Below are 26,797 nucleotides of genomic sequence, written 5' to 3'. Positions count from 1 at the left end.
CCGAACAGAGAAGTTAAGCCCCGTCACGCCGATGGTACTGCGTAACAGTGGGAGAGTAGGTAGCCGCCGTTTTGGGAAGTGAGCCGGTTCAGCAGATTTGCTGGACCGGCTTTCCTGTTTTGGGGGGAGAGAAAGTCAAATATGCAATAAGTGGAGAATCTTTACGTTCCTAAAATATATTAAGTAAATAGGAATAGTATGATAGTTGTCGTAAGAAAGTTCGCGGTGAGATTACCCGAGATTTGGTTTATGCTTTTGTTTGCGGGAATGTTATTCCCTTTTCATATGACTGGTTGGCATCTATTGCTTGTTGGTTTGATTTTATTGCTGTTAAAGCAATGTTATTGTCGGATTTTATGGTTGGCGAGAGTGTTAGGAACGTTATTTTCCGTTGGTTGTTTTATGCTATTTTTGGCTTGGTTTTCTGATTTATTGGCGATGGATTTTCGTGATAGAAGTTATTGGAGTTACCTATTGATAGGAGCCGGTTTGATAGCAACTTCTTGGTATTTCTCGTTTAAAATGATACTTATTCGTCCATTATAAACGTTGATTATTTTGCTTGTCGAATATAAGGTCGAAAGACAGCATCGGGATCTGCCGCAGATAGGGTTTGTTATCTGCCCGATATAGCGGAGGTGATCTGCTGCAGATTACTGGAGGGATCTGCCCGAGATAGGAAAGGTTGTCTCGGGCAAGATGGCGGAACTCTTCTGCTTGAGATGTGAAAGAAGACAAGTTTTTTATATTGATGGAAGAAAAAAGAGCAAAGAGATAGGGATTATCAAGTTTTTTTGCTATTTTTGTTAGCGAACAAATCCGATTTGAATATTTATGGGCAAGGGTAGTAAGAGTTTGGTATATTATGTCGCTATGCTTTTGGTTTTTGGTATTTTTATGTATTTGATAACCAAGGGAGGGGAAGCTTTGGAGATAAAGGATGCGATTACCTTGTCTATGGATGCGCCTGATAATTTGGCTGAAGGTTTTGAGGTATTCAAGAATCTATTATTTCTTCATATTGAATCACCTATTGGCATTTTGTTATTGCAAATTATAGTTATATTGTTGGCTTGCCGTTTGTTTGGATGGTTATTTGCAAAGATTGGGCAGCCTACGGTAATTGGTGAAATTGTGGCTGGTATTGTCTTAGGCCCTTCAATTTTAGGTAATTTTTTGCCTGATGTTTCATCTTATCTTTTCCCGATTGATTCTTTGAAGAATATCAATATATTGAGTCAATTTGGTCTGATTTTGTTTATGTTTGCCATAGGAATGGAATTGAATATTACCGAAGTGCGACAGAAATTGAAGGAGACGATTTTGATTAGTCATACAAGTACGATTTTCCCTTTCTTTTTAGGAATGCTGGCTGCTTATTTTTTATATGGTCAGTATGCTTATGAGACAACGCCTTTTCTTTCTTTTGCTCTGTTTGTTAGTATTTCTTTAAGTATAACAGCATTTCCTGTTTTGGCTCGTATTATACAGGAAAAAGGATTGACGAAAACGCATTTAGGCACGTTGTCGTTGGCAAGCGCAGCTAATGGTGATATCACGGCCTGGTGCTTGTTGGCAGTTGTGATCGCTATTGCTCAAGCAGGAACGATGTTGAGTGCCGTATATAATATTACTTTTTCTGTGTTTTATATCGTATTGATGATGGGTATTGTCCGTCCTTTTTTGCAGATGATAGGGCATATTTATCACAATAAGGAGGTTGTAGATAAAGCATTGGTCGCTTTCATGTTTTTAGTGTTGATTACTTCTTCATTTTTAACAGAAATTTTGGGGCTTCATGCTTTATTTGGAGCATTTATTGCGGGTGTAGTGATGCCTGATAATGTAAAGTTTCGTAAGATTATGACAGAGAAAGTGGAAGACGTTTCGTTAGCTTTATTTTTACCTCTATTTTTTGCCTCGACAGGTTTGCGCACGGAATTAGGATTATTGAATACGCCGGAATTATGGACGATGTGTGGTATTTTCATCGTGGTAGCTATCATTGGCAAATTTGGAGGTACGCTGGTAGCTGCTCGTTTTGTAGGTGAAACATGGAAGGATAGTTTGTATATCGGTGCCTTGATGAATACGCGTGGTTTAATGGAATTGGTTGTATTGACAATTGGGTACGATATGAAGATTCTAACTCCTCCTATTTTTGTCATGTTGGTCTTAATGACTCTGGTGACTACTTTTATGACCACACCTTTGCTTTCATTCATAAATTTCTGTTTCCGAACGCATGAAAAGTTCATGGCGCATAAAGTGGTGGAACAAACTCAACCAGGAGTGTTTAAGGTATTGCTTTCCTTCGGACGAGCGAGCAATGGGCAAGTCATGTTGGATGTTGCCCATCAAATGTTTGCTCATGCAAAAAACAAATTAGAAATTACTGCATTGCATTTAACGGTGGGTTCGGATGTCAATCCACTTCATACAGATAATTTTGAAGAAGTTAGTTTTGGCCCTATTTTGTATGGTGCCCAAAAATTGAATATACCTTTGCGGACTCGTTATGAAGTATCGAATAACGCAGGACAAGATATATGTAAAATTGCCAATGAAGAAGGTTTTGACTTTTTATTGGTGGGTGCTGGTATTTCGTTAAGTGATTTGCCCAATGACCAAGCTGTTAATAGGTATCGAGCTTTTTTCTATGATAAGTTTTTACGTCATTTTCGCGCGCCAGAATCATGGTTTTACCCAGGCGAATTGCTGAAGGATAAGACGAAAATGTTTATCGAACAGAGTCTTTGTCCGGTAGGTGTATTTATTAATCGGTCTTTTGTAAAGGCAACTCATACATTGATACTTATTCATGAGGAAAATGATTTCTTTCTATTGAAATATGCCGAGACATTGCAGCGGACTACGAATTCTGAACTAACAATCATTGATTTGACAGATATTACTTATGAAGCTAAAGAACAAGTGATGCAAAAGATAACAACGTATGTAGAATTGCAACATAAAGCTCAGCTTTCGTCAGAAAAACGATTAACGCAGAATTTGTTGTCTGTTTATAATTTCATGTTGGTTAGTTATCAAACATGGAATTGGGCGTCAGAGATATATAAAACGGCCTTGCAGAAAATGCCATCCACATTGATATTGAGTAAATGATGATTGAGTTGTTCGGATAAGAAAAGTGATGCATTTATGAAATTTTCTTTTTAGAAATGTGGAAAGATTTAGAAAAATATTGTATGTTTACAGTCTAAAAGCAAAAATGGGAAGGTAAAAGTTAGCCATGGAAGAATCGAAGAAAAAGAACAACACCGAAGCTGGTGGCGATAAAGAGATTTTATACTCTAGAGCCATAAAAGCCGGTAAACGGATTTATTATTTGGATGTAAAGAAAAATTTGAGGAATGATTTGTTTTTGGCCATAACGGAAAGCAAAAGAATTCAAGCAAAAGATGGAGGTGATCCTCTTTCTTTTGAGAAGCATAAGATTTTTCTTTATAAGGAAGATTTTGAGAAATTTGTGGATGGTTTGGCCGATGTGATGAATTATGTTTATTCTTTTCAGGGCGAAAGTGCACCTGAGAAGGAAGTCGAAAAGACGCTTTTCCCAGACGATGGGAATATCAAGCTGGATATAGATTTCGATGCAGAATCTTAAAAAGGAGATCCAATAAAAAATAACAGGGCATTCGTTCGAATGTCCTGCTATTTTTTAGTAAATCCTATTCTCGGGGTTTACTTCTTTGCTGGTGGAATTAAGCACCCGGATGGATAGCTTCTGTCGGACATGCGTCTGCACAAGTACCACACTCTGTGCACATGTCTGGGTTGATGCTATATTTGTCACCTTCTGAAATTGCTCCTACCGGACATTCGTCAATACATGTTCCACAAGCAATACAATCATCACTAATTACGTAAGCCATTTTTTTAACGTTTAAAATTGTTCAACACTATTGTGGTGCAAATGTACAGCTTTCTTTGAATTAAAAAAATATCTTCGGGATATATTTTTCAAATATTTCTGCTTTGGCAATAAAAAAGAAAATGGGACGTTATATACAAAAAAGTAGAAAAGTTGAGACGGTTATATATCATAATATGTTTAATCGGTTGTGTTTGTGTGAATATCTTCGGACAAAGAGAGAAGGTAAAGAATCAGCCGTATGTAGATAACAAGTTGTTTCATTTGGGGTTCCACGTGGGACTTCATTCGCAAGATTTGATTTTGTCTCATACGGGCGTTGCGACAAACGGCGAGACGTGGTATGCCGAGATTCCATCTTATTCGCCGGGTTTCAGCGTGGGTGTGATTGGCGATATGTATTTGAATCCTTATTTTAATTTGCGTTTTATTCCTACGATTAATTTTGGCGATAAGAAATTTGTATTTCGTCGACAAGAGGATGGAGAGGAGTTTCGTACTTCAGTCCGTTCCAGTTACTTGCAATTTCCATTGAGTATCAAATATTCCTCTTTGCGGTTGAATAATTGTCGGCCTTACCTGACTGCGGGCGTCTATGGTGCGCTCGATTTAGGAAGGCGAAGAGATGGGAATCCTTTGCTTTTGAAAGGGTTCGATGCGGGTGTAGAGGTCGGTATCGGGTGTAATATTTATTTGCCTTTTTTTCGTCTTTGCCCGGAGTTAAAGTTTAGTTTCGGATTGATTGATTTGCTGGAGAAAAACCGTCCGGATTTAGAGGGGCAGGAGACGATTAAGTATACGGAGGCTCTTTCGAGCGCCAAATCGCGCATGGTGACGCTAACGTTCAATTTTGAATAGATAGGACGCTATTCTTGGAGGGTGTCTTTGCATTAGCAATGCAAGCCGTTTTTCTCTTGAAGGCATCCTTGCATTGGCAATGCAAAAGGGGAAATTGGTTACTTATTATGTTTAATTCTTATTTGAACAATTCCAAGCAGATGTAAGCGGCAGGCACAGCCATGAGGACGCTGTCGAAACGGTCGAGCATGCCACCGTGCCCTGGCAGGATATTTCCGGAATCCTTAATGCCCAGTGTGCGCTTTAGGAGCGATTCTGTCAGGTCTCCCCATGTGGCAAACAAGACAATAACAGCGGCTAATCCCAACCAATGGATGCGGTCGAGCTCCGAATCGAAATAGGCGAACACTTGCGAAGCCGCCAAAACAATCACGAATCCGCCCCAAAAGCCTTCCCACGATTTCTTAGGCGAAATGCGTTCGAATAATTTATGGCGTCCCAGCATCGAACCGACCAAAAAAGCTCCCGTATCATTTAGCCAAACGAAGGCGAAGAGAGCGAGCAAGAAGAGCGGGGTATAAATCGGTTCGTGTGTTGCTCCTATGGCATTAGGGCGCAACGCGATGAAATTCATCAGCGAAAAAGAACCGGCGCAATAGACCTGTGCCAACAGGGTAAAAGCCCAATTGTGGATAGGGTTGGGTGCTTTGGCATACAATTCGCGGATGAACGTATACATTATATATAATATGTAAGGAAGAAAAATTGTTTCGTCGGTCCAACCGCTCGCTTTTAAGAAACAGGCGACGAACAGGTAAACGCCTCCTAATGTAGAAATGAGGCGCTGAAGACGGGCTTCCTCGTAATGCTTCATCAATCCATAGAACTCCCAAAGGGTAAGTCCTGTGACCAAAGCAAACAGAATAGCAAAAGAGAAGGCATTCCACAGAATACCTCCAACAAGGACACCGACGAAGATAATCCCCGTCAGTGTCCGTGTGATGAAATTATTCAGATGGGCCATCTTGCGTTTCCTCTTCTTTTTTGGCTGGCGTATCGTCTGTATGAGTCACGGGTTCTTTGGCCGTCTCTTGCTTACCCAAGATTTCTTCCGAGCGCGATGCCCAAGGGCGTTTCCCGAAAATGTGTTCTACATCTTCACTAAAGATTACTTCCCGTTCAAGGAGGACATTCGCTAATTGATTGTGTCCGGCTGCATTTTCTGATAAGATAGCTTTCGCACGGGCATATTGCTCGGCAATAATCTTTTGAACCTCTTGGTCAATGAGCCGTGCCGTCTCTTCGCTATAAGGCTTCGTGAATCCCCAGTCTTGTCCACTCGAATCGTAATAATTCAAGTTGGGTAATGTGCCACTCATACCGAAATAGACTACCATGGCATATGCTTGTTTGGTGACGCGTTCGAGGTCGTTGGCCGCTCCGGTCGAGATTTCTCCCAGGAATAAATCTTCAGCAGCGCGTCCACCCAAGAGGGTACACATCTCGTCGAGCAATTGTTCGCGCGTCGTGATTTGTCTTTCTTCGGGCAAATACCAAGCGGCACCCAAAGCTTTACCACGTGGGACGATGGTTACTTTTACCAATGGATTGGCAAATTCCAACTTCCAGCTAAGTGTCGCATGTCCAGCTTCGTGGATGGCGATGCTTTTACGTTCGGCTTCTGTCATTACTTTGCTATGTTTCTCTAATCCACCTACGATACGGTCGATAGCATTCATGAAATCCTCTTTCCCGACAAACTTCTTGCTGTTTCGGGCAGCGATGAGTGCAGCTTCATTACATACATTTGCGATATCAGCACCCGAGAATCCCGGAGTTTGCCGCGCTAAATATTCCGGGTCTACGGTATCGTCTATCTTTATCGGGCGTAAATGCACGCCAAAAATATCTTTCCGCTCATTGAGGTCGGGCAAATCGACATAAATCTGCCGGTCAAAACGTCCAGCGCGTAAGAGGGCTTTGTCCAGAATATCCGCCCGGTTCGTAGCGGCCAAGATAATTACACCACTATTCGATCCGAATCCATCCATCTCTGTCAGGAGTTGGTTCAGGGTATTTTCCCGTTCGTCGTTACTATTCATGTTGGCATTTCGTCCACGTGCTCGCCCGACGGCATCGATTTCGTCGATGAACACGATACAAGGCGCCTTTTCTTTGGCCTGGCGGAATAAGTCGCGTACGCGAGAAGCTCCTACTCCGACAAACATTTCCACAAAGTCAGAACCTGAGAGCGAGAAGAATGGGACATCCGCTTCTCCTGCTACAGCCTTTGCCAATAGGGTTTTCCCTGTTCCCGGAGGCCCAACCAGCAAAGCTCCTTTAGGTATTTTTCCACCCAATTCCGTATATTTGGCCGGATCTTTCAAGAAAGAAACGATTTCTTCTACTTCCTGTTTCGCACTGGCCAAACCGGCGACGTCTTTAAACGTTACTTTGGTTGTATTATCTTTATCAAAGAGTTGTGCCTTCGCCTTCCCGACGGTAAAGACATTACCCGGACCTGCCCCCATGCCGCCCGACATTCTCCGCATTAAATACATCCATACCAATATCAGAAGGATAAACGGCCCGAACGACAAGAGGAAGCTCCAAAGCGTATCGTCGCCCTCTTCAAAACGTACTTGCGTATCGATTCCATTATCGGTTACGGCTTTATCGTAGAAATCCGAGAACTTATCGGCCGAAGGTATCTTGATATATACCTTGGGATTCAAGTTCCCTTGCGTGCTGCCATCCGGGAAAACACGATATATTTCGTTACTTTTCACCGTAGCTTCGACTACGTTCTTGCGGTTATATACCAGCATTTCGTCGAATACATTCTCTTTAGCCAATTTTTGGAACTCTGTCCAGCCGATTTCTTTCGTGGTGGTCGTATCATTGGCTAAATACAATGCGACCAGCATCATAATAATCAACCCATAAATCCAATAAAAATTGAATTGGAACATCTTTGGTTTGTTGTTCCGTGGGGCATTTTGAGGAATATTTGTATTGCTTTCCATATATTATATACGTGATTAGTCGTTCAAAAGGGATTAGTCCAAATTGGGCACTTCCGTGATTTTGGCATCTTCCCAAAGCGTTTCCAAGTTATAAAAATGTCGCTTTTCGGGCAGGAAGATGTGGACAGTTACGTCTCCGTAGTCCATTCCAATCCATTCCGCACGTTGTTCTCCGTCGATAGACAATGTCTTCTCTCCTGCTTCTTTTCGAGCAAAATCCCAAACCGAATCGCACAATGCGGCTACTTGCGATGGAGAATTTCCTTCTCCTACAATCATATACCGGCAGATGGCTCCTTCTATTTGGCTCAAATTAACGATTACGATATTCTTTCCTTTCTTTTCTTGCAGACCTTTTACCACGGCCTTGACTAACGTTTGTGTTTGATCCATTCTTGTTTTTACTAATATTCTAAATTCCAAAGTTGCAAATATACTTGTATTTATTTATTTAAAGATGTTGTTCGGCAGATTATTTTCTGCTGATTTGTTTTCTTTGACAAAAACAGCCTTATCTGCCAAAAGGTTTATACCTTTTTAGATTTTTTGCTTACCTGCCTTTCGAAAAAAGGGGAAATGACGGAGAAAACTTCCTGAACCAATGGTTTATTCTTTACGTATCGACGATATTTTTGTATCTTTAGATTAAAGATATACAAATACCGACGATATTTGTACAAATATCGTCGATACGTAAAGAAAGGATCGTTATCTTTAGAAAGAGTTATGCCTATAAAATAGCTTTTCGAAAGGTATGAAAGCGGAAAGGATTTGATCTGGAAAGATTAGGAATGAAAAATTTTCTAATGAAAAAAGGGAGAAAAAGTTTGCCGATTCTACAAAAATACCTACCTTTGCAACCGCAAACGAAGAGTTGTTCTTACGATGCATGACTTTGTTCTATGGTGTAATGGTAGCACAACAGATTCTGGTCCTGTTTGTCCAGGTTCGAATCCTGGTAGAACAACATCTTCATAAGCGAATATTTTTTATGTTTTGTTCTATGGTGTAATGGTAGCACAACAGATTCTGGTCCTGTTTGTCCAGGTTCGAATCCTGGTAGAACAACGGAAGAGTTATCTCGACGTGAGGTAGCTCTTTTTCTTTGAAAGAAGAAAGGAAAAGTAATATGTTGTCAAGGAGAAAAATACATAATTGGCGCATTCAGAAGGGGCAACCCCTAACGGAGTTGGACAAAAGGATGCTCTATTTGCAGGAACATGGGCATTTAGTCCCGACCCGCGAATTGATAAAGACGCCTGAACAGATAGAGGGTATCCGACGGAGCGGCGTGGTGAATACAGGCGTGCTGGATTTGGTTGCGCAAGAAATCAAAGAAGGTATGTCGACGGCAGCTATCGATAAGTTGGTGTATGAGTATACGAAAGACCATGGGGCGATACCGGCTCCGTTAAACTACGAAGGTTTTCCGAAAAGTGTTTGTACGTCGATAAATGAGGTGGTTTGCCATGGTATTCCGAGCGAAAAGGAAATCTTGCGCGAGGGCGATATTATCAATGTGGATGTTTCAACCATTTTGGATGGCTATTATTCGGATGCTTCGCGCATGTTTATGATAGGAAATGTATCGCCTGAAAAGCGTCGGTTGGTGGAGGTAACGAAAGAATGCCTCCAAATCGGTATGGAGGCGGCCAAACCATTTGGATATGTGGGCGATATAGGTTATGCTATTCAGAAACATGCTGAAAAGAATGGATATTCGGTCGTACGCGATTTGTGTGGGCATGGCGTGGGATTGGAATTTCATGAAGAACCTGAAGTGTGCCATTTTGGACGGAAAGGAACAGGCATGGTGCTTGTACCGGGCATGGTGTTTACAATTGAACCAATGATAAATATGGGACGTTATCAAGTTTATATCGATGCCGATGATGGTTGGACGGTGTTGACGGATGATGGATTGCCTTCCGCCCAATGGGAACATACGTTCGTCATGACGGACAACGGCCTTGAGATTTTGACTTATTAATCGATTCTCTTTTCCATACGCTATATAATTAGCATAAAAGCATTTGGATTCATTGCGATTCCAAATGCTTTTTGCTTTAGTGATGGTTTATGGGTGGAATTTTAAAATGTCAAATTCAATTGCATGACGTAAGTGCGCGGAGCCGCTACGGCCATGGGGCGTGTGCTGTATTCTTTATTAAACAAATTATTAATCATGAATTGGAGGGCGACTTTGTTCGTGATTTTTATGCCTGCTCGCAAGTCGACTACGCAATAGTCTGTATTATGTTTTTGCCAATACGAATGCAATGTCTCTCCATGGATATTTCCAAATAGGACGTCACGGACATAATCCATAATCTCTGGTTCTGTCTTGGTACGTTCATCTACCATGATATAGTCTACTGCCAATGTTTTGCTTTTCCAAATGATGTTTGTGCCCAGATTGAGGCGTTTCCAGTTAAAATCCAATACCGTTTTGAAAGTATGTTTCTGCCGATACTTCAAGTAACGGGATGTATTGGATTTTTCTTTCATTTGAAGCGGATCGGTATAGGTGGCTTCCTGTTCGTTCTTCTTTTTGTAGTCTACGTCTTCAGGCTCCAGGTAAATATAGCCTAAATTATAACTAATGGATGCATGCGGCGATAGTTGACAAACGCCCGTAGTACTAATTTCTGCTCCATAAATACGTGCTTTGGATACATTATAGAATTGCGCACCTATGCCCGGCATTTCTCCGCGTATTAACATCCCAATCACATCATTCACGCTATTTACTGGCGCAAAAGTACTATTGTTGAAGAAGCCGAAACGAAATTCAATCATATCGGAATATTGTGTATAAAATCCGGCTATGTCAAAAAATCCTTTTATATTCCCCAGCTGATAACCTTGTTTGAAGCCGAGCTCTGCGTTCATTCCCTTCTCTGCTTTTAGGTCTTGATTGGGATATACTCCTACGCCGCCGATGTCTTTACGTGCATATTTTTCGGTCAACGATGGATAGCGATAGCCTTGCCCTATGCTGGCACGTAGGAAACTATAATCGGCCAGTTGGTAGTTTAAGCCGGCGCGAAATATCGGTCGTATGGGGATGTATTTATTAAAAATTTTCGTGTTGGCTTCCCGTAGATAATCGTCTACACGATAATATTCTGCCCGCATACCTGCCGACACGCTCAAACGGTCGAAAAAACGCTGGTCATATTGAAAGTACAGAGCTGCATTGTCACTCTCATGCGCTCCTGTAGTTTTGGATGTACTCTTCATGTGTTCGTATGTCGCACCAGCCGTAATCTGCGTGCCGTTTTCCCATTTCTTGTTAAATTGATAGTCTATGTAATAGGTATAATTCTTGTCAATCGACGTAGGTTCTTCTTTGGGATTGACAGTATTGGAAAGCCACGGAATAATATCATCCATGCCCGAGGGTAATCCATTTTGCATGACCCAGGCTAATAGGTCGCAATAGTCGGCCGTCGTAGCGGTGGGAAAAATAGTATTCAGGAAACTTACCGCATTGTCTACGGTTCCGCTCAAATCTCCATTGAGTATAGGGGTCAATATAGGCGTGAGCGCACTAAAGTCTCCATCCTGTATGTTTTGTATGAATCCCGAAATTTTTTCAGCATCGGTTCCCATATTGCCTAATATATCCAAAATGGATTGTTGCCGTGAATTGCCTTGGATAATATTATCGCCGCGATAATAGAATCGAGCCTTGAGTTTGTGTGAAGTTTCATTATTCGGATTCGTATAGTTGAGGAAAGGATCTATATAAAATGTATTTCCTTCCCGTCCCATATTAGCAAAGGCTGAAGGACGGTAAACTTCCTCCGGTGAGCGCCAGATGAAGAAGTCTGCATATTGGTCGCTTAGGTAATTCGCATTGAAACCATAGTTCAATATCTTTCCTTCCTTCATCGGCTGATGGTATGTTAGATTTCCTCCCGCTCGAAAGCGTTTGTTATAGCCTTGTTCCCGATAACCTTCATCTGTAAATAGATTCATCCCTGCTGATACATCGAAATTTCCAATCCGACGGGCATAGGAAAAGTCTGCTCCTTCATAAATAGGATTTCTTATACCGGCGAAAACCGTTTTGCGTAAGAAGGGCTCTACTTCATATTTCCCTTCTTTCCAAAAGGATTTACTGCTCCATTGGTAGCTATCTTGCGTAGGATTTCCATAAATGCCTACGTAAGCTCTTGCCGTTGTCTGAGGGGTAAGGCTCGGCCGTTTGGTCCGTATATTGATTACCCCGTTCAGAGCAGAAGAGCCGTATAAAACAGAAGAGGCTCCCTTCATCACTTCTACTTGCTGTATATTTTCCATAGGTATTACATTCCAATTTATCACTCCACTTCCCGAACTTAATACATTCATCCCATCCACCAGTACTGCGCTGCGCGAGCCAATACCATACATCCATCCATTTCCTCCTCGGATGGAAGGTTGTTTATCATTGATATCTACGCCTGGCATTGTATTGAGCGTAGCACTCAAATCGGTAGGGGCTTGTCGAGAAATATCTTCAGCTTTTAATAGGTCGAGCGAAACAGTCACATCCGAAAGCCGCTGCTCGAATCGTCCCGCACTGACTACCACATCATTTAATAATGTAGAAGATGTGCGCATATAGACTGGTAAATTCTTTGTCTCTTTATCAGCCAAGATGACGGGGATTACTTCATTCTCGTATCCGATGTAACTAAACAGCACATCTGCTCCACCGTTCGGAAGCAATAGTTCATACTTCCCCTCAGCATCCGATATAGTCCCTGCAGTTTCTCCATTTATTTTCTGATACGAAATGTTCACGCCTACTAAAGGTTCATGTGTTTCCTTATCCAAAACAGTTCCGCGTAGCATTTGTCCTATGGCCGAGGGCATCCATAATATACCTATTATAAATAGAAGAAGTTTTTTCATATCCATTCCATTTAATTTATTGCTGATTTTAGCGACAAAGGTAGTGATTTATAATTAAAAAGAAGAACTATATATGACTTAAAAGGTGTTCTATTTAGGAACATTGTCTGAATAGAGTCTGTTTATAGCTGTTGAATGCGCTAATTAAACAGAACTCCAATCTGCACGTGCTTATTTAAATAACTTTATAAACATATTACCTTCTGCACGTGACAATGACAGTAGTTTCAAATTTCAATAGCTTTTGCACGTTACAATGGCGTTTTGTCTCTTTAGAAATATAAATACGCACGTGCAGTTGATAAGAATTTTAGATTTTAATAGCTTCTGCACGTTACAATGACATTAGTCGGAGATTTTAATGAGTATCTGCACATGACAATGATAGTAATTCCCTATTTTAATAGTCATCTGCACCTGCAATTCATAGTTGTCGTATCATTTTAGAGTATATAGAGGAAGGAAAGGGAAATTTTTTCTTCATCGCTCAATTTTTTACAGACTAAAGTTTGGATAATAGAATGCAAATACTTATATTTGCACCTATTATTCACCATTAAAAAAGTAAGATTATGAAAAACATTCCCAAAATCGAAGGCTCATTGAGCACACGTTACACATTGGCTTTATTTGTAGGATTTCATCGAACCATTTACAAAGATATCTTTGAGGGTTTGGCAGAAGACTACCGAAATAAGCTGCATATCCCATTGGATTGGTTAAATAATTATGGTTCTGCTATCTCTTCCATTACCAGTTTGAATAGAGAAAGCCGGGCAACTATGGAAACATTTACCGTTAATGAATATGATGCGGAGCGAAACCGTTTGCTCTCTATCATTTTCTTTCTTATTTCAAATGGATTGCGTTCGACGAAAGCAGAGGTAAAAACCGCTGCGCAGCATTTAGAAATCGAAATGCGTCCATATAAAGGAATCCAAAGTGTATCCGACGATGCAAAAACTACCTTAGTCGAAGGATTATTAGAGGATTTGAATAAGGAGGCAAATACAGATTATGTAACGGCTTTAGGTTTGACAAATGTATTGACTGAGCTGGAAGATATGAATACCAAATTCCATTCGGCCAAGACAAAGCGCGTAAAAGCGACAAATGCCAAACTTCAAAACAATATTTCCACCCAAAATTTACGGGCAGATATTGAGGATTTGTATGATGATATTTGTACGATGGTCTATGCTTCCGCGCTGATGGCAGCAGACGACGACGAACGGGCCTTTCCGCTACAGACGATTAATGAGATAAACGTAATTGTCGGTCGTTTCAAAACGTCTTATAAACAAAGTGAGGCGCGTAAGGGCAAAGACGAAGAAGAAGAGGGTACAGAAATGCCACCTCTGGAAGAAGAAGGTGAAGGCGGTACTCAATTTGAACCGATTGTTCCGGAAGAAGAGGAAACTTCCATGAGTTGAAAAAATGTAGGATAAATGAAACGTATTCTTTTTATCATTTCTTTATTTTTAGTGGCTGCATATGGTGTTAATGCCCATGTGCAGCCCGCACTTTATCAGCAGGCTGATAAGGAGGCTATGAATGCATGGGTCGATTCCCTGTTTGCATCCATGGATGAGGATGAACGCATCGGTCAACTATTCATGATTGTCGCAGATGTAAAGACGACAAACCAGAATGTCCAAAAACTGGCTCGATATATCAAGGAAGCCAAAATTGGAGGGATTTTATTCCACAAAGGCAATCCAGAAGACCAGGCTTGGCTGACGAACCGGATGCAAGAGGAAACAAAAGTGCCGCTATTTATTTCGTTAGATGGCGAATGGGGTCTTTCGATGCGGCTAAGCGGGACGACACGGTTCCCTAAGAATATGATGCTGGGCGCTATTGAAAATAACCTACTCATTTATAAATATGGCGAAGAAGTAGCCCGCCAGTGCCATGAAATGGGTATTCATATCAATTTTGCACCCGATTTAGATGTGAACAGCAACGTAGATAATCCCGTCATAGGTATTCGCTCCTTTGGGGAAAGTCCTGAAGCCGTAGCTGAAAAGGGAATAGCCTATTCCCGCGGCTTAGAAGAGGGCGGAATACTATCCGTGGCCAAGCATTTTCCCGGACATGGGGATACGTCGACCGATTCGCACGAGACATTACCTGTTATTTACCACGATAAAGCCCGCCTCGATTCGGTAGAACTGTTGCCTTTCCGCCGATATATCGACGCCGGATTCGCAGGCATCATGAGCGGACATTTGCAGGTACCCGCATTAGACCGCCAGAAAGGACGCGCCTCTTCTTTATCAAAACCCATTGTCACCGACCTACTTCAGCAAGAATTAGGCTTCGAGGGCCTTTGCATTACCGATGCTTTGGTGATGAAAGGAGCCAATACCAAGGCAAGCGATAATATTTGCGTGCAGGCTCTATTGGCAGGCAATGATATTTTACTTTCTCCAGCCGCTCCTTTATCCGACTTCAAAGCAGTCAAGCAAGCCATTCACGATGGAATCCTTTCAAAGGCAGACATCGAGGCTCGTTGCAAAAAAATATTAGCCTATAAATATATCACCGGATTAAATAATTACAAGCCTATCCCGTTGAAGGGATTATCCGATAGATTAAATACGGCACATGCTGCCTGGTTGGCTGCCAAACTGAATTCGGAAGCCATTACTTTATTAAAGAATCAAGACAGCATTTTACCTTTGAAAAATATTTCCCAGCCGAAGATAGCAGTATTATCTATTGGCAAAGGATTGACCAACGACTTTAATCGGACAGTATCCCAATATGCTGCTACGGATTTCTACACCATCACGCGCTCTACCAGCGCCGCACAACAGCAAAAAGTATATAACGCCTTAGAAAAATATGACATTATCCTATGTGCTGTCCATACCGTAAGGATTCCGGAAAGCGCAGCATTACGAAAGTTAGCAGCCCATAAGCATTTTATTTACACATTCTTTACGATTCCCTATTTCTGCAAGTCTTATAAAAAGTCAATAGAACAAGCAGCAGGAGTTGTATTAGCTTACGAAGGCACACCTTTAGCACAGCAATATGCGGCACAAGTCATTTTTGGCGGAATCGGTGCTAAGGGAAAGCTGCCGGTTACTATTCCAGATTTGTATTATGCCGGTACCGGGATTTTTACCCAACCCATCCGTTTGGGCTATCATGAACCAGAGGAAGTAGGGTTGAATGGCGCCCGCTTACAAGAAATCACCCGCATAGCACAAGAAGGAATAGACGCAAAAGCCTATCCCGGATGCCAAATCATAGTCGCAAAGGATAGTTTAATCGTATACCAAAAAGCTATGGGTTATGAGGATTATAAACATACACGTCCTGTAACCGACGAGTCTATTTACGATTTGGCATCTGCTTCGAAGGCTGCGGGCACCTTGCTAGCCGTCATGAAGGCTTACGACGAAGGGAAATTCAAGTTGAACGATAAAATTTCAACCTACATCCCAGAACTTCAAAAGTCGAATAAGAAAAATATTACCATTAAAGAGTTACTTTTCCATCAATCGGGACTTCCTTCGACCATCAACTTCTATCGAAAGGCCCAGAAAGGGGAACATTGGGACAGCACTTTGGTCGCTACCCGTCGAAGCGCCGATTTTCCCCTGCAAGTAGCAGACAATCTCTATGCGCACCGTTCTTTTCCCGATACGATATTGGAGATGATAAAAGAATCCCGATTGAATGCCAAACGATATCGTTATAGCTGTATCAATTTCATTCTTTTAAAGATAATGACAGAACGACAGCTAAAGCAGCCGATGGATTCCCTCTTAGCCATTGATTTTTTCAATCCTATAGGCGCTTATCATACATTGTATAATCCCTTGCAACGTTATCCAGCTACACAAATCATCCCCACTGAAGAGGATAATCAAGTAAGGCATCAATTAATACGCGGCTATGTACACGATGAGGCAGCTGCCTTTCAGGGAGGAGTATCTGGCAATGCCGGCCTATTTTCCAATGCCAACGACTTAGCCAAAATCTTGCAAATGTATTTAAACGAAGGAAATTACGGTGGAAAGCAACTGCTGTCGGCTGAAACTGTCCGCCTCTTTACCCAAACGAAGAGTCCAACCAGTCGACGCGGCTTAGGATTTGATAAACCGGCTATGGGCTCGAAAGCATCGCCCTGCGGCAAGATGGCTCCCGCTTCGGTTTATGGACACACCGGCTTTACTGGAACCTGCTTCTGGGTCGACCCGGATAATCATCTTATTTACATATTCCTTTGCAACCGCATTTATCCATCGCGCCGAAATAATAAACTCTCCGCCCTGGATATTCGGACAAGAATCCAAGATGTAATTTATAAATCCCTATTATAATCACTTATAAAAAGAAAAACGAGAGGCAATGTTATTTGGACATGGAGATGATTATTACCATACTCCTAAAAAGGTACGGAGCAATTATAGTTCAAATGTATGGTATGGAGCTGATACTACTTCGCTGCAAACACATTTATATCACGCCATGCAACTCCTGGAGCGATACCCCGAGCCAGACGCTGGCTCACTTCGCGAGATGCTCGCCGATAAAAATAATCTCCGCCGAGAAAATGTGCTCGTTACCAATGGCTCCATCACGGCATTTTACTTAATTGCGCAAGCCTACGCCCACTCTCATTCGATGATATTCGTCCCTTCGTTTGCCGAATATGAAGATGCTTGCCGATTATATCATCATCAGATGCAGTTTTTCCCTATACGAAAACCGCTCTCCGATTTAAACTTATCGGGAATAGAGTTGTGCTGGATTTGTAATCCCAATAATCCAGATGGATTTGTAATCGCCCGGGATTCTTTACTCGACCTCATTAATCGATATCCGAATACATTATTTATAATAGACCAAGTCTATGGCGATTTCTATACCGAACATTTATTGACACCCTACGACATAGTACGCTACCCCAACCTGATGCTGGTTCAATCCATTTCCAAATTACATAAGATACCGGGAATCCGTATTGGATATATCGCAGCATGCGAAAGACATATCAAAAGACTGGAATCCTATTTGATACCGTGGTCGGTCAACGCGCTCGCGATTGAGGCTGGAAAGTATGTGCTTTCCCATCCAGAACAATTCCAATTACCCTTAGCGCAGTGGCTTTCGGACGCACAAGATTTGCAACAAAGGATTCAGCAGATGGGAATCGATATTGTGCCGTCGGCATTGCCCTTTTTCCTTTGTCGTTTGCCCGAAGGAATGCGTGCTTCTTCTCTAAAATCTTATTTATTGGAAAAAAATGGGATATTGATTCGCGATGCTTCGAACTTTCGGACGTTGGATGCGCGTTATTTTCGTCTTTCCACACAACGTCCTGTCGAAAATCATCTTTTGGTGGGTGCTTTGCGAAATTATTTTGCCGAGAATGACCTTTTATAAAAGAAAAACGGATCATGAACCGCCCGAGGGCCAATCCATAATCCGTCGTTTCTCGTTTGTCTCTTCTTAACTTTCGGCTTTCTTGTTAATGAAGATGTGGCTCAAATAGCCTACTACAATAACAATTAAACCTGTCATTAAGACTGCATTGGTCATACCTCCAGTCATTGCTGGAACTGCCAATATCACTACGCCGATAAGGAGTACGATGACTCCTAAGTTTTTCATCAATTCGCTCATGGTTATAGACGCTTTACTAATTATTCGAATTTCTCCTGCAAATAAAGCAATAATAACCCGATTGTGAAAATATTTTAGGAGAAAAATGATGAAAGGTGTGAAATTAGCTCCTATCTTTGTCCCGCGAAATACAAATTCAGCTATGAAACGTCTATTTTATGTCTTGTACACGTGGATAATTTTTGTCCCATTGTTTTTAGTGTTGACGCTCCTGACCGCGCTCACTACGATTGTAGGGTGTATGTTGGGAGGCGAACGGATTTTCTCTTATTATCCGGGAATGATTTGGTCTCGGTTGGCGTGTTATCTGGCGTTATGTCCGGTGAAGGTGCGAGGTCGGGAACATATCCGGAAAGGGCAGTCGTATATCTTTGCCGCGAATCACCAAGGCGCATTCGATATCTTTTTGATATACGGTTTCCTGGGCGCGCCCATCAAGTGGATTATGAAAGCCAGCCTCGAGAAGATTCCGTTTGTGGGGGCAGCTTGTCGGGCAGCCGGTTTTATCTTTGTTGATAATTCTTCGGCGAAGGCGGCAGCGCGTTCGGTGCGCCAGGCGGAGAAGAGCCTGCGAGGCGGCGCTTCGGTGGCTATTTTCCCTGAGGGTTCGCGGACGAAGACGGGTAAGATGCGTCGCTTTAAGCGAGGTGCGTTCCAGATGGCGGCGGACCAACATCTGCCTATCATCCCGATTACGCTGAACGGTCCGTTCCATGTCCTCTCGAGTGGTTCGCTCAACTTGCACAGCCATCGCTTGGAAATGGTCATCCACGAGGAGATTTCCGTCGAGGGTTTAGATACGACACCTCAGGGATTGCAGGAAGTGGCCGATCGTACGCAGCAAATCATTGCTCAAGACCTTTGGCCGGAGTTCCGAGGGTAGGAAGGTTATTTTAAACACAGAGGTACGGAGCAATGAATAATTAAAGGTTCCGTACCTCTGTGTTTTTATTCCTTTTACAACATCCTCATCGTATAGGCATAAATCCACGGCGTGAATGGCGGGAACGACAGCGTGAATGGAGGAATTTATAATTGTATTTGGTAGGGTTCAGAACGGTAAAAAACACAGAGGCACAAAGACACGGAGCGATTGACGATTAATAATTAACGACGAATTAAATGCTCCGTGTCTCCGCGCCTCCGTGTTCAATCCAGCGGGATGTGTTTATTCCCACCGCTTCAACAGGCCGCGTTTGCGAATGCGGAGGCTGAATCCGGTGGTGGAATCGCCGAAAACGTCGCCCGTGTCGGCACTGACGGAGCCGCAGAAGTCCCAACCTGGAAGGCGTGGATGTGTGTAGGTGATGTCAGCCAAAAGCGAAACACCCTCTTTCTTCTGGAGGAACGGGCGGCGGAAAGTACCCCAAGCGTTCATGACCGTCAGGAGGAAACGATAGCGAACGTGCGACGAAAGCGCGCCTTGCAGGCCGAAATGGAAATCGCGGATACGGTTGTTCTGAAAGCCTGGTGCATGGTTGGTGTTGTATTCGGGCGAGGTGATGAGGGGCGAACCGATACCTCGGTTGAAGTAGGAATTGCCCGTGATGTATTCATCGTTGTTATAATAGTTATCATCTCCGCCGCCTCGGCCCGGATGTGTTTCGTGGTCGAACCAAATATAATGGAAGGGACCGGATTGATTCCGGGTCGTGATGTATTCGAAGACGAAGCGGTCGAGCCACGAGAACCGGGGCAGATTTAGTTCAATTCCCCAAAGGCCGTCCGTTCCGTTGTAAAATTCCATGCCGGACTTGTCGTAGGAGAGATGCTGATAATAACCGCGCACGGACCAATCGTTTGCTTCATATTTCAGTCCGAAGTCGTAGGAGATATGGTGCGAACCCAAGACGTTGATTTGGTCTGAAAGCGTCGCGTCTCCACCTCCTTCGCGCCCTGTAATGATGCGGAGGAAGTCTTTGAAGGAATGCGGTTGTTCGCCGATATTGGGATTAGTCGACGTGCCGCCCCATTGGGCAATGTGCTGGATGCCGATAGTGGCCGAGAATGGGAAATCGCCGCGCGTATCTTTTACTTGGAGGAAGAGCGATTTGTGGTGCCATAATACATTTTTTACCCACGTATATTCGTCGCCGTGCCATTCCTCCAGATAACCCGTATCAAACGAACGGCCCACGCTGAAGTTCCCTTTGAATTGCAGCCAGCCTTTGGTGAGCGGGATGGTAGTAAAGCGCGGAATGCTAATGTTCATCTCTGGAATGGGCCGGGCGTTATTAGAATAAATCATATCGCCGCTACTGAGCGAGGCGTCGACCAACGATTGGTATCGCTCTTTGCTCCCAATGCTTACTTCGATACATTTGTAACCCAATTCGGCATAAAGCTGGTGCAGATAGGCATTCTTGTATCGTGGGACGACGGCTACAAAGTCGATGCCCGCACCCCAGCGGAATCCTTTCCCGAAATGTTGTTGGTGAAACACGCCGGCGCGCAGATAGGCGTTGTTGGCTTCGAGCGGGACGATGCCATAGCGGTTGCTTGTCATCCAAAAAGGCGTATTATCGCCCGTTGCTGCACTTCCCATGATTTCGGCTCGATAGCTTGTGGCGTCCGTTTCGACAGCCTCTTGGGCGTGGAGCGGAAAAGCAAGCCAGAGCGCCGCCAAGGGAAAGTATTTATAGAATGTATGTTTCATTTCTTTTACCTATTATATAATGGAGGGGCAAAGATAATCATTTTATATGAGCTAACCATTCGAAGAGGAGGCGGTATGCTTCGTCTCGGGCCGGGCGGGGCGAAAGGATAAGGTCGTGGATGCCTCCTTCGATGCGGTGCCGCTCGACGTTTGGTCCTAATCTTTCCCCATACTGTTGGATATCGTCTACCGAAAGGACAATATCCGACGAAAGGTATTCGTCGTGCCACTCGGCCGATTCTGGATAGGAGCGGGTAGAAGACAGTACTAATACCGGGCATGCGATGGCACATCCTTTTTGGACGTCCTGTTGTGCCTCTTCGATGGCATGAATCCATCCGGCTCGTTTCGGATGTCCAAGCGGCCTCTTCCAGTCCGTGTCAAATTCCCATTCTCCGTGGAACTTTTTCAGCAAACTATGTGAGTATGAGGCATTTCCTCCGCGTTGAACGACCCATTCGGGGAAATAGTTTCCCAGCCAGGCAACCGTTGGGATCAAGATATTTTCCATCGCCCAGCCGAAGTTCCAATCCAGGAAAGGACTATTCAAGGCTACGCCGCGTACCGGTGCTTCGGGGTGATGCTTCATGTAATAGGAAATAATCAATCCGCCTGTAGAGTGGCCTATTAAATAGATATCCCGATGGCCCTCTTCCTGGATGATATGTAGCGCGGTATCCATGTCGGCAAAATAGGCTTGTAGACTTCGGCAATAAAAGGCATCTTGATGAGGAAGCAACGAACGTCCGTACTTCCGGAGGTCGAGGGCATAGAAGTTGTATCCATGGGCCTGCGCGCTGTCTCCCAATTGCGACTGGAAGAAATAGTCGTTATAACCATGGAGATAGAGAATGGCTTGCCGACATCCTGGTTGGGGAAGCTGGCGGACGAGCGTGCAAATTACGCGTCCTTCGTTGTCGTTTCCCATCTCGATGGTTCGTTTTTGGTATTTGCCTCCCAAAATGTCGTGCACGTATTGTGCTTGTGCCGTGAATAAGCAAAACCATGCCAAAAGGCTTAACCAATAGAATCGTCTCATACCTGTTTTCATTTGGAGCAAAGGTAGCAAAAGTATCCGGTAATCTGTCAAAGCGATGTACACTTTTCTTTTTTCAGTAAATAATGGTAGTATAATGTCTAATGCTGGTTATTGGGTAATTCCAGCGACTTATACTTCAGATACCGGCGGATCTTTTTGCAATATGTCCGTCTCCTTTTGCAGGAGACAGAGCTAAAGTGCGAAACATTATCCTAACAGTTACCGATAAACCGGATAGAATTTTTTCGTTTGTTTTGATAAAATACGAAAATGTAGCAGGTGTAGAAAAAGTCGCACGAGAAGTTTACGTAGTTTAAATTATTACCTAATTTTGCGACTGGAAATCCGGGCCGTTAGGCTTGCAGAGTGCTCCGATTTCTTCGCGACGGCGTCGCGACGTTTGCAGAGTGCTCTGATTTCTTCGCGACGGCGTCGCGGCGTTTGCAGAGTGCTCCGATTTCTTCGCGACGGCGTCGTGGCATTTGCAGAGTGCTCTGATTTCTCCGCGACGGCGTCGCGGCGTTTGCAGAAAAGTGTGTTCATTCTTTAGTTTAAATGGATAAAATGAGACATCTTGTTATGTGTATATTAGGCGCGGCAATCTCTTTGCCCGCTTGGGCGCAATGGACGTGGAACGATCCGTGTGCGTGCGCGTTTCCTGTTTTTCAGAATCAGGGGTTTTCGGAGGAGATTGGGAAGGAGTTTCAGCGGTTGCCGGACAGGGCGAAGCCGGAGGTGCGCGAGGCGGTTTGGAATTTGTCGCAAGAGACGGCGGGACTGGCGCTTTGTTTCCGGACGGATGCGCGGGAGCTGAAGGTGCGTTATCAGGTGAAGGGCGGATATGCGATGCCGCACATGCCTTCGACCGGTGTGTCGGGCGTGGATTTGTATCAGACAGACGGGCAGGGACGTTGGACGATTTGCTTTTCGAATTATAGCTTCGGGGATACGATCGCTTATTCTTATCAGATTAAGAATGAGACGGAGGGAATGGTTTCTTATTATTTGTACCTGCCGTTGTATAATGGCGTGAAGTGGTTGCAAGTGGGCGTGCCGGAGGGGAGCCGTTTCGAGTATGTGCCTGCTTCGACGGAGGAGCCGATTGTGGTGTATGGGACCTCCATCGCGCAGGGAGCGTGTGCTTCGCGTCCCGGTATGGCGTGGACGAACATCGTGCAGCGCACTCTTCAGTGTCCGGTGGTGAATTTAGGTTTCTCCGGGAACGGCAGGTTGGAGGAGGGCGTGCTGGATTTCATCGGGGAAATCCCTGCGCGATTGTATGTTATCGACTGCATGGCGAATCTGCCGGACGAACCGGACGAGGTGATTTATGAGCGTGCCCTCGCGGCAGTCCGTCAGTTGCGGGCGAAACATGATACGCCGATTCTCTTGGTGGAACATGCCGGATACTGCCAAGCGGAGAGCGACACGACGCAGTTCCATCGCTATCATCATACGAATTTGGCGTTGCGCCGGGCGTATCGCACGTTGAAGGAGGAGAAGGTGCCGAACCTGTTCTACCTTTCGCACGATGAATTGAACTATCATCCCGATTCGTGGGTGGATTACGTCCATCCTTCCGATTGGGGTATGAGGCAGCAGGCGGAAGCGGTTATCAGCAAGGCACGCACGATTTTAGGACCTATTAAAACGAAATAAGAATGATAACACGAAGAGCTTTTATTACGAAGATGTCCGTCGGGCTTTGCGCCTTGGCGTTCAACCTTTCTTGCAAGGGAAAGGAGGGAGCGGGGAAGGTCCGCTTCGGGATTGTGACGGATGTACATCAGGATTTGCAGCCGGATGCCGTCCGCCGTTTGCAACAGTTTATCGATGCGGCGAAGGCATGGAATCCGGATTTTATCATCCAATTGGGCGACCTCTCGCACGGCGAAGGGCTGGATACGATTGTGCCTGTCTGGGAGCAATTCCCTGGGAAGCGGTACAGCGTCTTGGGGAACCACGATATGGACCATGCCACGAAGTCCGTTATCACGAATGCGTTAGAGATGCCGGGTAATTATTATTCGTTCGATTGCGGCGATCTTCATTGCGTAGTGTTGGATTTGAACCATGTCCGCAAGGAGGGCGCATTGCTGGATTACGACCACGGCAATTATTATGTCGACCGGGAAAACCGGGATTTGATTACACCGGAGGAGGTCGATTGGCTCCGGACGGATTTGGCGGCTACGGACAAACCGACGGTTCTCTTCTCTCATCAGGGGCTGGACGATATTTGGTCGGGAAACAGTTGCCCGAACCGCGAGGAGGTGCGGGCCGTCATCCACGAAGCGAACCGCAATCGGCAGAAGGTGATTGCCTGTTTCTGCGGGCATCACCATGTGGATGCCTATTCTGAGATTGAGGGCGTGCATTATTTCCAAATCAACAGTGCCGCTTACTATTGGTGCGACTATGCCAACCATTATTCAAGCGGGAACATGATTGAATATAAGGATGCGCTTTATGCTTTTGTGACGGTGGATTTGGCGAACGGGAGCATCCAAGTGGAGGGCGTGAAGAGCGAGTTCCTTCCGCCTGCGCCCCAGCCGGGCGATTTCCCGAATGTCGACAAGGTGCATCCTTACGTGAGCGACCGGCAAGTGAAGATGTAAGCCGTAGTCCCGCTGGGTCCAGCGATAGTTTCTAACCAGGTGTGAAAGTCCCGCTGGGTCCAGGGACAGTTTCGTACCGGGTACGAAAGTCCCAATTGGCACCAGCGATGGTTTCGTACCGGGTACGAAAGTCCCGCTGGCACCAGGGACAGTTTCGTACCAGGTACGAAAGGGTTATAAAAGCCGAAAGAAGATAGAAATAGAAATGGATAATGTAGAATATGAAATTAGTAAGGAAAAAGTTTTTTAAGAAAAGTGTTGCCGGAGCATGGATGCTTGGGGCACTATGCGCTTGTACTCCTCAACCGGAGGAGGAGCAGCCGGAAAAAGAGGTGAAGGAATTGAAGGTACTTTCGTGGAATGTTTGGCATGCCGGGCATTCGAAGGCATATCCGGAGAAAGGGTGCGAAGGCACGAAAGGGATTTTGAAGCAGAGCGACGCGGATGTCATCCTGATGATTGAGACGTATGGCTGCTCCAACCAAGTGGCAGACCATCTGGGGTATTACCACCGGCTGATTTCGGATAATCTTTCGATATACAGCCGCTATCCGATTGTGAAAACCTATACTTTCCCGGATTCTATCTCGACATTCAACTTTGGCGGCGTAGAATTGGATATGAATGGCAAGCGGGTACGCGTGTTCGATACCTGGTTGCATTATTTACCAGACGAACGTTTGACTCCGACGGAAAAGAGCGAACAAGAGATTCTGGCGTGGGACGATGAAGGTACGCGCGACGAGGAGGTGCGCCGCATCCTTTCCGTCCTGAAACCTTTCTTGGCGGAGGCGGACAGCATCCCGGTGATTATGGGCGGCGATTTCAATAGCCATTCGCATTTAGACTGGACGGAGGCCACGAAGGATATGTATAATCACGGCGGAGCGGTGGTGAACTGGACAGTATCGAAGGAGATGGAGAAGGCCGGATTCGAGGATAGTTTCCGCGAAATGCACCCCGACCCGACGAAGGAATTAGGCGTTACGTGGTATTGGTCGGACGGCGACGTGAAGGATCGTATGGACCGCATTGATTACATTTATTATATAGGTAAGAAGCTGCGTGCTACAAAGTCGGAATCTTATAACGCCGACCTGCCTGGCACGTTAGATTTTAAGGGCAAAAAGTTCTTTTATGCTTCAGACCATGGCTTTGTTTTTACTACCTTTGCGCTTGATTAATGAGATATAAAAATGGATCGTCGTCATTTTTTTAAAATAGGACTTTGTTCGCTGGCCATTACAGCGGTAAAAGCAAAGGGTATGAACGGTAAATTGCCACTGTTGACGGAGAAACCGGTCACTTTTGGTGTCATTTCGGATGTCCATCAGGATATTGCCCACGATGCGCCCGAACGCCTGACTGCATTTCTCAAGGAAGCAGAGCGTCGCCAGGTGGATTTTATTATCGAATTAGGCGATTTCTGTTTTGCGAAAGAGGAGAATCGCTCCTTCCTTGCGCTTTGGGACCAATATGCGGGCAAGAAGTACCATGTCTTGGGAAATCATGACATGGATGTCTGCACCAAGGAGGAATATATGCAGTTCATTGGATTGGAGAAGCGTTATTACTCGTTCGACAAGGGCGGATTCCATTTCGTTGTGCTCGACCCGAACAACCTTTGCGTCGACGGGAAATACACACCCTACGCGCATGGGAATTTCTACGTCGATATTACGCAACGGGACCATGTCGATCCGGAACAACTCGCGTGGCTGGAGGCTGATTTGAAGGCAACGGATAAACATTGCATCCTTTTCTCGCACGAGTGTTTTGAGAATACGGTGCAGAACCGGGATAAAGTACAGCAAATATTGGAAGAGGAGAATCGCCGCTGCGGATTCAAGAAGGTGATAGCGGCCTTTAGCGGGCACGACCATACGAATTATGTGCGTGAAATCGGAGGAATCTCTTACATCCAAATCAATAGCGCGTCGAATCAATGGGTGGGCGATAAATATGCCTGCCCGGAACGGTTCAGCGAGGAAATCAACCGGCGACGTCCTTCGTTGCAATATACGGTGCCTTACAAGGATTCGCTTTTTGCTTTCGTGACGTTGGGTGAGGGACGCTTGGAGATGGAAGGACGCGAAAGCTCGTTCATCCCGCCAACGCCGCAGGACTTGCACATTCCGGACGATTTGTTCCCTTTCCCGCTCGTACCTTGGATTAAAGATTATGCAATGACATTTTAATTACAGACTTAATATA

Annotated in this window: 21 protein-coding genes and 2 tRNA genes; 15 read left to right on the top strand and 8 right to left on the bottom strand. The window is 44.5% G+C overall.

The window, feature by feature from the left end:
- Positions 1-198 precede the first annotated feature (198 nt).
- The 3 genes from B5F77_RS10865 to B5F77_RS10855 all read left to right on the top strand — a co-directional run bounded on the left by B5F77_RS10865 (position 199) and on the right by B5F77_RS10855 (position 3,628).
- Positions 199-546, top strand: coding sequence for a hypothetical protein (locus B5F77_RS10865; protein ID WP_087330668.1), 348 nt, complete (start codon positions 199-201; stop codon positions 544-546).
- 288 nt (positions 547-834) lie between these two features.
- On the top strand, positions 835-3,126 hold the full coding sequence (locus tag B5F77_RS10860) for a cation:proton antiporter (RefSeq protein ID WP_087330666.1): 2,292 nt from the start codon (positions 835-837) through the stop codon (positions 3,124-3,126).
- 127 nt (positions 3,127-3,253) lie between these two features.
- Positions 3,254-3,628 carry a DUF3276 family protein gene (locus tag B5F77_RS10855; protein ID WP_087330664.1) on the top strand — a complete coding sequence of 125 codons (375 nt, stop codon included), beginning with the start codon at positions 3,254-3,256 and terminating at the stop codon, positions 3,626-3,628.
- Between the two features lie 97 nt (positions 3,629-3,725).
- Here B5F77_RS10855 and B5F77_RS10850 read toward each other — a convergent pair whose 3' ends face one another.
- Positions 3,726-3,896, bottom strand: a complete 171-nt coding sequence (locus B5F77_RS10850; protein ID WP_087330662.1) for a 4Fe-4S binding protein — start codon at positions 3,894-3,896, stop codon at positions 3,726-3,728.
- A 152-nt stretch (positions 3,897-4,048) separates the two neighbouring features.
- On the opposite strand from B5F77_RS10850, the gene B5F77_RS10845 reads away from it, so the two are divergent.
- Entirely contained in the window at positions 4,049-4,753 is a 705-nt protein-coding gene (locus tag B5F77_RS10845; RefSeq protein WP_087330660.1) for a porin family protein, read from the top strand.
- A 118-nt stretch (positions 4,754-4,871) separates the two neighbouring features.
- Here B5F77_RS10845 and B5F77_RS10840 read toward each other — a convergent pair whose 3' ends face one another.
- The 3 genes from B5F77_RS10840 to rsfS are packed head-to-tail and all read right to left on the bottom strand — an operon-like array spanning position 4,872 to position 8,112.
- Positions 4,872-5,708 carry a phosphatidate cytidylyltransferase gene (locus tag B5F77_RS10840; protein ID WP_087330681.1) on the bottom strand — a complete coding sequence of 279 codons (837 nt, stop codon included), beginning with the start codon at positions 5,706-5,708 and terminating at the stop codon, positions 4,872-4,874.
- A complete protein-coding gene (gene ftsH, locus B5F77_RS10835; RefSeq protein WP_087330658.1) occupies positions 5,701-7,719 on the bottom strand; it encodes an ATP-dependent zinc metalloprotease FtsH in 2,019 nt (672 codons plus the stop codon). The genes B5F77_RS10840 and ftsH overlap by 8 nt, the downstream gene beginning before the upstream one ends.
- 33 nt (positions 7,720-7,752) lie before the next feature.
- Positions 7,753-8,112: a ribosome silencing factor gene (gene rsfS, locus B5F77_RS10830; protein ID WP_087330656.1), complete on the bottom strand. Its 360-nt coding sequence runs from the start codon at positions 8,110-8,112 to the stop codon at positions 7,753-7,755.
- 503 nt (positions 8,113-8,615) lie between these two features.
- Between rsfS and B5F77_RS10825 the strand changes: the two genes are divergently transcribed.
- The 3 genes from B5F77_RS10825 to map all read left to right on the top strand — a co-directional run bounded on the left by B5F77_RS10825 (position 8,616) and on the right by map (position 9,709).
- Positions 8,616-8,686 (top strand) — tRNA-Gln (locus B5F77_RS10825).
- 30 nt (positions 8,687-8,716) lie between these two features.
- Positions 8,717-8,787 (top strand) — tRNA-Gln (locus B5F77_RS10820).
- A 61-nt stretch (positions 8,788-8,848) separates the two neighbouring features.
- The gene (gene map, locus B5F77_RS10815; RefSeq protein ID WP_087330654.1) at positions 8,849-9,709 is read left to right on the top strand and encodes a type I methionyl aminopeptidase; all 861 of its coding nucleotides are present in this window, start codon (positions 8,849-8,851) and stop codon (positions 9,707-9,709) included.
- Between the two features lie 101 nt (positions 9,710-9,810).
- Here the strand turns inward: map and B5F77_RS10810 are convergent, their stop codons facing one another.
- Complete coding sequence (locus B5F77_RS10810; RefSeq protein WP_087330680.1) at positions 9,811-12,624, bottom strand: TonB-dependent receptor; 2,814 nt, start codon at positions 12,622-12,624, stop codon at positions 9,811-9,813.
- A gap of 572 nt (positions 12,625-13,196) precedes the next feature.
- Between B5F77_RS10810 and B5F77_RS10805 the strand changes: the two genes are divergently transcribed.
- The 3 genes from B5F77_RS10805 to B5F77_RS10795 are packed head-to-tail and all read left to right on the top strand — an operon-like array spanning position 13,197 to position 18,030.
- A complete protein-coding gene (locus tag B5F77_RS10805; protein ID WP_087330652.1) occupies positions 13,197-14,057 on the top strand; it encodes a DUF6261 family protein in 861 nt (286 codons plus the stop codon).
- 15 nt (positions 14,058-14,072) lie between these two features.
- Positions 14,073-16,964 carry a glycoside hydrolase family 3 N-terminal domain-containing protein gene (locus B5F77_RS10800; protein WP_087330650.1) on the top strand — a complete coding sequence of 964 codons (2,892 nt, stop codon included), beginning with the start codon at positions 14,073-14,075 and terminating at the stop codon, positions 16,962-16,964.
- A gap of 28 nt (positions 16,965-16,992) precedes the next feature.
- Positions 16,993-18,030 carry an aminotransferase class I/II-fold pyridoxal phosphate-dependent enzyme gene (locus B5F77_RS10795; protein ID WP_087330648.1) on the top strand — a complete coding sequence of 346 codons (1,038 nt, stop codon included), beginning with the start codon at positions 16,993-16,995 and terminating at the stop codon, positions 18,028-18,030.
- A gap of 66 nt (positions 18,031-18,096) precedes the next feature.
- Here B5F77_RS10795 and B5F77_RS15860 read toward each other — a convergent pair whose 3' ends face one another.
- On the bottom strand, positions 18,097-18,270 hold the full coding sequence (locus tag B5F77_RS15860) for a hypothetical protein (RefSeq protein ID WP_204244968.1): 174 nt from the start codon (positions 18,268-18,270) through the stop codon (positions 18,097-18,099).
- A gap of 142 nt (positions 18,271-18,412) precedes the next feature.
- Between B5F77_RS15860 and B5F77_RS10790 the strand changes: the two genes are divergently transcribed.
- Positions 18,413-19,153, top strand: a complete 741-nt coding sequence (locus tag B5F77_RS10790) for a lysophospholipid acyltransferase family protein (protein ID WP_087330647.1) — start codon at positions 18,413-18,415, stop codon at positions 19,151-19,153.
- A 285-nt stretch (positions 19,154-19,438) separates the two neighbouring features.
- Here B5F77_RS10790 and B5F77_RS10785 read toward each other — a convergent pair whose 3' ends face one another.
- The gene (locus tag B5F77_RS10785; RefSeq protein ID WP_087330645.1) at positions 19,439-20,926 is read right to left on the bottom strand and encodes a capsule assembly Wzi family protein; all 1,488 of its coding nucleotides are present in this window, start codon (positions 20,924-20,926) and stop codon (positions 19,439-19,441) included.
- 37 nt (positions 20,927-20,963) lie between these two features.
- The gene (locus tag B5F77_RS10780; RefSeq protein WP_087330678.1) at positions 20,964-21,965 is read right to left on the bottom strand and encodes an alpha/beta hydrolase; all 1,002 of its coding nucleotides are present in this window, start codon (positions 21,963-21,965) and stop codon (positions 20,964-20,966) included.
- Between the two features lie 564 nt (positions 21,966-22,529).
- On the opposite strand from B5F77_RS10780, the gene B5F77_RS10775 reads away from it, so the two are divergent.
- From B5F77_RS10775 to B5F77_RS10760, 4 genes are all read left to right on the top strand, one after another.
- A complete protein-coding gene (locus B5F77_RS10775; protein WP_162607987.1) occupies positions 22,530-23,624 on the top strand; it encodes an SGNH/GDSL hydrolase family protein in 1,095 nt (364 codons plus the stop codon).
- A 2-nt stretch (positions 23,625-23,626) separates the two neighbouring features.
- Positions 23,627-24,583 (top strand): metallophosphoesterase, encoded by a 957-nt coding sequence (locus B5F77_RS10770; RefSeq protein WP_087330641.1) that lies wholly within the window; start codon positions 23,627-23,629, stop codon positions 24,581-24,583.
- A gap of 221 nt (positions 24,584-24,804) precedes the next feature.
- On the top strand, positions 24,805-25,767 hold the full coding sequence (locus B5F77_RS10765) for an endonuclease/exonuclease/phosphatase family protein (RefSeq protein WP_239446294.1): 963 nt from the start codon (positions 24,805-24,807) through the stop codon (positions 25,765-25,767).
- Positions 25,768-25,848: 81 nt separating this feature from the next.
- Complete coding sequence (locus B5F77_RS10760) at positions 25,849-26,781, top strand: metallophosphoesterase (RefSeq protein ID WP_162607986.1); 933 nt, start codon at positions 25,849-25,851, stop codon at positions 26,779-26,781.
- The last annotated feature ends 16 nt before the right edge of the window (positions 26,782-26,797 follow it).

Source organism: Parabacteroides sp. An277 (assembly GCF_002159645.1).
Lineage (GTDB): Bacteria > Bacteroidota > Bacteroidia > Bacteroidales > Tannerellaceae > Parabacteroides.
The sequence above is the reverse complement of the archived record's forward strand: the minus strand, read 5'-3'. Positions and strand labels throughout refer to the sequence as shown.

Excerpts from the sequence above, each read along its gene's own strand:
- B5F77_RS10865 (WP_087330668.1), top strand. The coding sequence starts at position 199 with ATGATAGTTGTCGTAAGAAAGTTCGCGGTGAGATTACCCGAGATTTGG.
- B5F77_RS10860 (WP_087330666.1), top strand. The coding sequence starts at position 835 with ATGGGCAAGGGTAGTAAGAGTTTGGTATATTATGTCGCTATGCTTTTG.
- B5F77_RS10855 (WP_087330664.1), top strand. The coding sequence starts at position 3,254 with ATGGAAGAATCGAAGAAAAAGAACAACACCGAAGCTGGTGGCGATAAA.
- B5F77_RS10850 (WP_087330662.1), bottom strand. The coding sequence starts at position 3,896 with ATGGCTTACGTAATTAGTGATGATTGTATTGCTTGTGGAACATGTATT.
- ftsH (WP_087330658.1), bottom strand. The coding sequence starts at position 7,719 with ATGGAAAGCAATACAAATATTCCTCAAAATGCCCCACGGAACAACAAA.
- rsfS (WP_087330656.1), bottom strand. The coding sequence starts at position 8,112 with ATGGATCAAACACAAACGTTAGTCAAGGCCGTGGTAAAAGGTCTGCAA.
- map (WP_087330654.1), top strand. The coding sequence starts at position 8,849 with ATGTTGTCAAGGAGAAAAATACATAATTGGCGCATTCAGAAGGGGCAA.
- B5F77_RS10810 (WP_087330680.1), bottom strand. The coding sequence starts at position 12,624 with ATGAAAAAACTTCTTCTATTTATAATAGGTATATTATGGATGCCCTCG.
- B5F77_RS10805 (WP_087330652.1), top strand. The coding sequence starts at position 13,197 with ATGAAAAACATTCCCAAAATCGAAGGCTCATTGAGCACACGTTACACA.
- B5F77_RS10800 (WP_087330650.1), top strand. The coding sequence starts at position 14,073 with ATGAAACGTATTCTTTTTATCATTTCTTTATTTTTAGTGGCTGCATAT.
- B5F77_RS10795 (WP_087330648.1), top strand. The coding sequence starts at position 16,993 with ATGTTATTTGGACATGGAGATGATTATTACCATACTCCTAAAAAGGTA.
- B5F77_RS15860 (WP_204244968.1), bottom strand. The coding sequence starts at position 18,270 with ATGAGCGAATTGATGAAAAACTTAGGAGTCATCGTACTCCTTATCGGC.
- B5F77_RS10790 (WP_087330647.1), top strand. The coding sequence starts at position 18,413 with ATGAAACGTCTATTTTATGTCTTGTACACGTGGATAATTTTTGTCCCA.
- B5F77_RS10785 (WP_087330645.1), bottom strand. The coding sequence starts at position 20,926 with ATGAAACATACATTCTATAAATACTTTCCCTTGGCGGCGCTCTGGCTT.
- B5F77_RS10780 (WP_087330678.1), bottom strand. The coding sequence starts at position 21,965 with ATGAGACGATTCTATTGGTTAAGCCTTTTGGCATGGTTTTGCTTATTC.
- B5F77_RS10775 (WP_162607987.1), top strand. The coding sequence starts at position 22,530 with ATGAGACATCTTGTTATGTGTATATTAGGCGCGGCAATCTCTTTGCCC.
- B5F77_RS10770 (WP_087330641.1), top strand. The coding sequence starts at position 23,627 with ATGATAACACGAAGAGCTTTTATTACGAAGATGTCCGTCGGGCTTTGC.
- B5F77_RS10765 (WP_239446294.1), top strand. The coding sequence starts at position 24,805 with ATGAAATTAGTAAGGAAAAAGTTTTTTAAGAAAAGTGTTGCCGGAGCA.
- B5F77_RS10760 (WP_162607986.1), top strand. The coding sequence starts at position 25,849 with ATGAACGGTAAATTGCCACTGTTGACGGAGAAACCGGTCACTTTTGGT.